The sequence below is a fragment of the uncultured Shimia sp. genome (assembly GCF_913054185.1).
Lineage (GTDB): Bacteria > Pseudomonadota > Alphaproteobacteria > Rhodobacterales > Rhodobacteraceae > Shimia.
This window is the reverse complement of sequence record NZ_CAJXIV010000172.1, coordinates 1-2,608: the sequence shown is the minus strand read 5'-3', so window position 1 is coordinate 2,608 and position 2,608 is coordinate 1. Positions and strand designations below refer to the sequence as shown.

2 protein-coding genes are annotated in these 2,608 nt (G+C 59.2%); both read right to left on the bottom strand.

Translation table 11 applies throughout. The features are described 5' to 3' along the window. Positions 1-2,474: molybdopterin cofactor-binding domain-containing protein (locus QZ517_RS19990; protein ID WP_294230820.1), on the bottom strand; the 2,474-nt coding region annotated here is incomplete at its 3' end. Then, on the bottom strand, positions 2,471-2,587 hold the full coding sequence (locus QZ517_RS20105; RefSeq protein WP_366766434.1) for a hypothetical protein: 117 nt from the start codon (positions 2,585-2,587) through the stop codon (positions 2,471-2,473). The genes QZ517_RS20105 and QZ517_RS19990, both read right to left, overlap by 4 nt. Positions 2,588-2,608: the final 21 nt, after the last annotated feature.

The window sequence follows — 2,608 nt, the reverse complement described above, 5'->3', positions numbered from 1 at the left end:
TCCGTGGTGCCTGGGTGAAACTCTTCCATCAACGCCATGCCAAGCCCCTGGGCTATGCCGCCTTCGATCTGACCTTCCGCCAGCAACGGGTTGATCACTTTGCCCACATCATGCGCCGCCGTGATCTTTAAAACCTGCACAGTCCCAAGCGCCAAATCCACTTCCACCTCAGCCAGTTGCGCTCCGTAGCCATAAACGGCATAAGGCGCGCCCTGCCCGTTTTCATCCAGCGCTTCGGTTGGCGGGTCATAACTCTCCTCAGCCCATAGCACGTAGCCATGCGCGTCCTCTGGCAGCTCGTGCAGCGATACGTTTCGCTGCACCGCGCCGTCGATCAAGGTCAGCACGCCCGCAGAAAAAGACATCCGTGAGTGCGGACCAACGTTAGCCAATTGCAAAATCTTAGTTCGCAATGAATTGGCCGCCAACACAGCGGCTTTGCCACTCACGACCGTTTGACGGCTGGCAGAGGTCTTGCCGCAGTCCGGCGTCACCGCCGTATCGGCATCAATCAACGTGATGTGATGTACCGGAACCCCAAGCGCATCCGCCGCCAATTGGGCAATCACCGTATTGGCCCCCTGACCAATGTCCATCGCCCCTTGGTGCAGGCAAACCCTGCCATCCGCTGTAATCCCGATCCGCATGGTTGAGGGGTTTGGCAAAGCTGTATTCCCGCAGCCGTACCAACAACTTGCCACACCAATGCCTCGCGCCTTGCTTTGCGTTGCAGCGTTAAACCCAGCCGCGGATATCAACGCCGCATCCCACCGCGGCTGCAACGCCTCTAAACAGGCCCCAATCCCCACGCCGGATAGCTCTTGCCCGCACACAGTTGGAACATCATCTGTCAGAGCGTTCAGCCGCCGGAATGCCAAGCGGTCCATGCCCACCTTATCCGCCAACTGATCCAACAACTGTTCCTGAAGCGCCGCAGCCTGCGGCACGCCAAATCCACGAAACGCACCAGAAACTGGCCCATTGGTGTGGATCGCCCGTGCTTCCGCGTCGTAGTTTGGCACCACGTAAGGTCCGCTGGCATGCACCGGCACGCGCACTGCCACCGTTGGCCCCCAACTTGCGTAAGCGCCGGTGTCAAAATCCCCATCAATTGTCATGCCAACCAGGCGACCGTCCGCGTCCGCACCTATCTGCGCGCGCATGTCCGCTGGATGCCGCTTTGTACTGGCCACCATGCTTTCACCACGAGAATAAATCATCGCGCTTGGCTGACCGGTCAGCAAGGTCACCAGACCAACCAAAGGCTGCACTGACACATCCAGCTTGGCGCCAAACCCACCGCCAGTTGCTGCAGGCCTGATGCGCACTTGATCCAGTGGCAGTGCCAAAACCTTGGCTGTGGTCTGCTGATCTAAAACCGGTGCTTGCGTGCACGCCCGGATGTTGAGCACATCGCCTTCCATCCAGGCCACACCCGCTTCCGGCTCAATATAGGCGTGCTCCACATGCCCCGTTTGCAGCGTGCCGTCGACTACATGTGCCGCCGTTTTCAACGCACCCTCTGCGTCCCCTCGGCGCACAACCCCAGCAATCAACTGGTTGCCCGCGCGGTTCACATGAATCTGCGGCGCGCCTTTGTTCTGTGCCTCCTCTGTGGTCTCGGATGAATGCAAAGGCTCCCAATGCACTGGAAACGTTTCCACATCCAAGTTTGGCATAACGTCTTGGGGCCCGGCCAGCAAAGCCACCGCCTCACCAGCCATGCGCACGTCGGTTTCGGCCAAAACCGGCTGATCGGCAAACCGCTCAATCACCCCAAAGCAATTCACCCCTGGAATGTTTTTGGAGGTGAAGACACACACATCTCGCGCCTTGCCCCAGTTTTCAACGTCCCCAAATTCAAAAGCTGCCGCAGCATGCGGGCTACGAATGGCCCTGACCCACAGGGCACCTTCTGGAACAACATCCGCACCAAACGCTTCAGTTCCCAAGACTTTTGCAGCACCGTCTAGCCGCTCGACGCGCGCGCCAACCGCCCGTCCCGCATCCGGTTCCGGCCCAACGCCACTGCCTGCCGCATCCAGGACCGCATCAATGATCTTCGCATACCCCGTGCAGCGACACAGAACCCCGCTTAGGGCTGCTTCCACCGAAGCACGATCTGGCGCCTTGTCTTGCCTTAATAGAGCTTCCGCCGCCATCACCATGCCGGGTGTGCAAATCCCACATTGCGTTGCGCCATGTCGCAGGAACGCGCGTTGCAACGCGCTTGGGCCCGAGTTTCCAACACCTTCGATGGTTTCAACCGAGCGCCCAGAAACTTGCGCCACGGGGGTCAAACAAGCACACTTCGCTTCGCCATCCACCAACACGGTACACGCGCCGCAATCTCCAGCATCGCAGCCCACTTTTGTTCCGCGCAATTGCAAATCGTCACGCAAAACATGGGACAAACGACGCCCCATTGGCACGTCGATAGATTGGAGTACGCCGTTGACCTCAAAAGAAATCATCGGGTCACCTCAATCACATCCCGGACCGCGCGGCGCACCAGTTCCTCCGCTGCCTCACGTCGATAATCCGCATCGCCGCGGACATCCGAAATTGGGGCCAACACCTCATCCAACGCCTCACCACTTACCAAACG